Origin of the sequence: Kitasatospora sp. NPDC059803 (genome assembly GCF_042732255.1) — a bacterium.
Taxonomy (GTDB): domain Bacteria; phylum Actinomycetota; class Actinomycetes; order Streptomycetales; family Streptomycetaceae; genus Kitasatospora.
Window position 1 is genome coordinate 1 of record NZ_JBHWIJ010000349.1, and the last position, 3,842, is coordinate 3,842.

5 protein-coding genes are annotated in these 3,842 nt (G+C 70.5%); 4 read left to right on the plus strand and 1 reads right to left on the minus strand.

What is annotated here, in order from left to right:
- From ACFV6I_RS34790 to ACFV6I_RS34805, 4 genes are all read left to right on the plus strand, one after another.
- The coding region (locus ACFV6I_RS34790) for a helix-turn-helix transcriptional regulator (RefSeq protein ID WP_380429838.1) at nt 1-854 on the plus strand (854 nt) is incomplete at its 5' end.
- Complete coding sequence (locus tag ACFV6I_RS34795) at nt 817-948, plus strand: DUF397 domain-containing protein (protein ID WP_380429840.1); 132 nt, start codon at nt 817-819, stop codon at nt 946-948. The genes ACFV6I_RS34790 and ACFV6I_RS34795, both read left to right, overlap by 38 nt.
- Nucleotides 949-966: 18 nt before the next feature.
- Nucleotides 967-1,218, plus strand: a complete 252-nt coding sequence (locus tag ACFV6I_RS34800; protein ID WP_380429843.1) for a DUF397 domain-containing protein — start codon at nt 967-969, stop codon at nt 1,216-1,218.
- 132 nt (nt 1,219-1,350) lie between these two features.
- On the plus strand, nt 1,351-2,610 hold the full coding sequence (locus ACFV6I_RS34805; RefSeq protein ID WP_380429845.1) for a hypothetical protein: 1,260 nt from the start codon (nt 1,351-1,353) through the stop codon (nt 2,608-2,610).
- Between the two features lie 39 nt (nt 2,611-2,649).
- On the opposite strand, the gene ACFV6I_RS34810 is transcribed toward ACFV6I_RS34805, so the two are convergent.
- On the minus strand, nt 2,650-3,842 hold a 1,193-nt coding region (locus ACFV6I_RS34810; protein ID WP_380429848.1), incomplete at its 5' end, for an ATP-dependent helicase C-terminal domain-containing protein.

The window sequence follows — 3,842 nt, forward strand, 5'->3', positions numbered from 1 at the left end:
CCAGCTACACCCAGGAAGAGCTGGGCAAGCTGCTGCACTGCAGCCGGACGAACATCACCCGGTACGAGACCGGTCAGCGCCGCATGCCGCCGGAACTGGTGGAGAAGGCCGACGAACTGCTCAACACGGGCGGTGCGTTGAAGCGGCTCTGGGGGAGGGTGGACTGGAACGCCGGGATTGAACACCCGGACTGGTTTCAGACCCATGCAGACATGGAGTCCGAGGCGCTCGGTGCCCGTGTCTACCAGTGCGGATACATGCATGGCTTGCTGCAGTGTCGGGAGTATGCGCAGGCGCTGTTTGCGGCTGGTGGTTCGACAGCGCTGATTGAGGAGCGAACGACTGCACGATTGGCTCGGCAGCAGCGGTTCCTCGTGCAGGACGGCCCCTTACTTCTGGCTGTTCTTGACGAAAGTACGATTCGGACGGTCATCGGCGGGCCCGAGGTGATGTATCGGCAGATGGAACACCTGCTGGCCATCTCAGAGCTATCGAACGTGATCATTGAGATCGCGCCGTTCGCGGACCGTAGGACCGTCATCCCCACGTCGATGGTCCTACTGGAGATGCCCGACGGGCAGAACTACGTCTACTCGGAGAGCTTGGATCGAGGGCATCCGAGCAATGATCCGGAAGTCGTCGCTGCACACCGGCGCGTCTATGATCGGCTTCGCAGTGAGGTACTCCCAGGGAGTAACTCGCTTGCGCTGATCCGTGATGCGCTGGAAGGGTACAAGGATGACGCGAAACGAGCTCGCCAGAGCCGTCTGGCGGAAGAGCAGCTACAGCGCTCCCAACGGCGGAGACTGCATCGAGGTGGCCCCCGGATTCCCAGGCCTCGTCCCCGTGCGTGACTCCAAGGACCCGCAGGGCCCGGCTCTCGTTTTCCCGGCCGCCGCCTGGGAAGCCTTCGTGATGGCCGTCCGTGAGGGCGACTTCCCGACGTAAGTCTCCAAGGAGCTGGCGATGGTGACCTGGCGGAAGAGCAGCTACAGCGCGGGCGACGCGGGCGAGTGCATCGAGGTGGCCCTCGCGTGGCGCAAGAGCAGCTACAGCGGCGACGATGGGGGCGAGTGCATCGAGGTGGCCCTCGGATCTCTTCCAGCCGGCATCCCGGTGCGCGACTCCAAGGACCCGCACGGGCCGGTGCTCGTCTTCCCCGCCTCTGCTTGGACGTCTTTCCTCTCCTTCGTCCAGGCCGGTGACTTCCCGGAGTAGTGATCCGCTGACGGGGGCGCGTCGCCTTCCGTGTGCGCCTGCCGCCTCCTGAAACGCGCCTTCTGACCAGGCGAAACGTGGATCGGTCCCTACGCTGGGTGTCGGCCCGCCAGCCCCGTCGAAGGACCGCGTATGCGCCGCTCCCGTCTTTTGCTGTCCCTGGCCCTGTCCGCCGTGACCGCCTCCGCCCTCGTCGCCGCCGATGCCGCGCCGGACGGGCAGGACGGGCCGGTCCCGTCGGTCAGCCTGCCGGTGCTCCGCGACCCGCAGGCCCAGCAGAAGCTCCACCGCATGACGGACCCGGTGCAGGACTGGGTGGAGTCCGGCGACCGGGCGGCGGACGGCTACGCCGGGACCGTGATCGACGCGTCGAACCAGCACGCCGACATCTACTGGAAGGGCGAGGCCCCGGCCGAGGTCCGGGCGCTGCTCGACGCGAACGCCGGCCCCGGCTACACCGTCGACGTTCACCAAAGCCCCTACTCCCGTGCCGAGATGCGTGCCGCGATCGACCGGTTCACCGCCGCTGTGGCGCCCGAGACATGGACGTCGATCGGCCCGCAGGAGGACGGCACCGCCATCGCGATCACGTACGTGCCGACGAAGGCGACCCGGCCGACCGGCGGCGCCACGACCGAGCAGGCGTACTCCCGGACGGCCGCCGAGATCGCCGGGATGCCGGTGACGGCCACCGTCGAGGGCATCCCGGCAGCGCTGTCCGGCAGCCGGCACTCCGACAGCGCGCCGTACTACGCGGGCGCCGAAGTCAACACGGGCAAGGCCTCGTTCTGCTCGACCGCGTTCAGCGGTTGGAAGGACGGGACGAAGGTGCTGCTGACCGCCGCACACTGCGGCAGCGGCCGGTACTACAACGGCACCGGCGGCTACATCGGCGACCTGTACGCGATCGGCGACGGTTTGGACGTCGGCATGATCGGGATCAACGGCAACGGCGCCGGCCGGTTCTACGACGGTGCCTGGTCGGACAGCGGCGGTTCGTCGCGACGCACGTACGGGGTCGGACGCAACAACGTGGGGGACCTCGTCTGCCTCAGCGGCGCCCAGTCGGGGTGGAAGTGCGACGTGGAGGTCAAGAAGGTCGATGTCGAGACGACGAACGACGAGGGGACGAAGATCAAGCCGGTGGACGTCGCGGAGTCGAAGGGTGGTGACCGACGGGCGATCGGCGCGAAGGGTGACAGCGGCGGCCCCGCACTCGCCAACCCGTCCGGCGCGAACGGCGACATGGAGGCTCGCGGCGTGATCGTGGCCGGAAGGTCGGCGGTCGGCTGCCCGGCTGGATCGACGGCCCACTCGACGACCTGCTACGCGCAGGTGCTCTACGTGCCGATGACGCCGGTGGTGAGCCAGATGGGCTTCTCGATCTCCTGACGGCAGCACGAGCGGGGAACCCCCCGTCGAGGAGGGGTGTCAGTTCCGCGGGTTGAGGCGGCGGGTGGGTTCCGCTGTCGACGGGTCCTCGGGCCAGGGGTGGCGGGGGTAGCGGCCTCTCAGCTCTGCGCGGACGGCGCGGTAGCCGTTGTGCCAGAAGGATGCGAGGTCTCCGGTGACGGCGGCGGGGCGCCCGGCGGGCGACAGCAGGTGGATGGTGAGGGGGACGCGGCCGGCGGCCAGGGCGGGGGCCGCCGTCCAGCCGAAGAGTTCTTGCAACTTGACGGCGAGAAAAGGGCGTTCGGTGCTGTAGTCGACCCGTATCTTCGAGCCGGACGGCACGGTGATGCGTTCGGGGGCCAGTTCGTCCAGGCGGCCTGCCTCTCCGGTGGCCCAGGGGAGCAGGCGTTGCAGGGCGGCGGTCGTATCAATGCGGGCGAGGTCGGCGCGGCGACGGGCGCGGGAGAGTTCGGGCTCCAGCCACTCCTCGGCGCGTTCCAGCAGCGCGGCGTCGGAGACGTCCGGCCAGGGGGCGCCGATGGCGGAGTGGAGGAAGGCGAGGCGTTCGCGCAGGCCCGGGGAGGGCCAGGTGAGGAGGGCGGAAACGCCCTCGCGGGCCAGGCCTTCGAGGATGGCCGTCCGGACGAGGGCCCGGTCGGGGCGGTTGAGCGGCTTCTCGGCGAGTTCGATCGCGCCCAGCGACTCGACCCGGCGGGAGACGACCTCGTCGCGGCGGGTGTCCCAGTGGACTTCCTCGCGGGATTCGAGCAGCGAGGCACCGGCGAGCCGGGCGGTGTCCTCGTCCAGTGCCGCCGCGTGCAGGATGCGGGCGGACGGGGAGCCGGCCGGGCGGTCGGCGGCTGCGATGGCGAGCCACGGCAGTGCGCCGAGGGCGGTGCCGGGCGCGAGTTCGGCCGCCGTCCCGGAGGCCATCAGGTACGGGCTGCGCTCGCCGGGGGCGGGGCGCTCTACCCGGGCGCGGGCGATGCGTTCGGGGAAGGCGAGGGCGACGACTAGGCCGGCGGCGGTGGTGTCGGGTAGTTGAGTGGCGGGTTCGGAGCCGGCGGCGCGCAGGAGGCGGCGGACTTCCTCGCGCCAGCGGCCGGCGTACGGGTCGTTGGAGGAGCGGACCGCCCCCCAGACCGCGCCGGGGGGGGGCCCCAGGGCGGGCGGGGGGGGCTCGGTGGCCAGGGCGAGCGACACCGCCGGGCGGCGGGCGCGGCCCGCCGGGG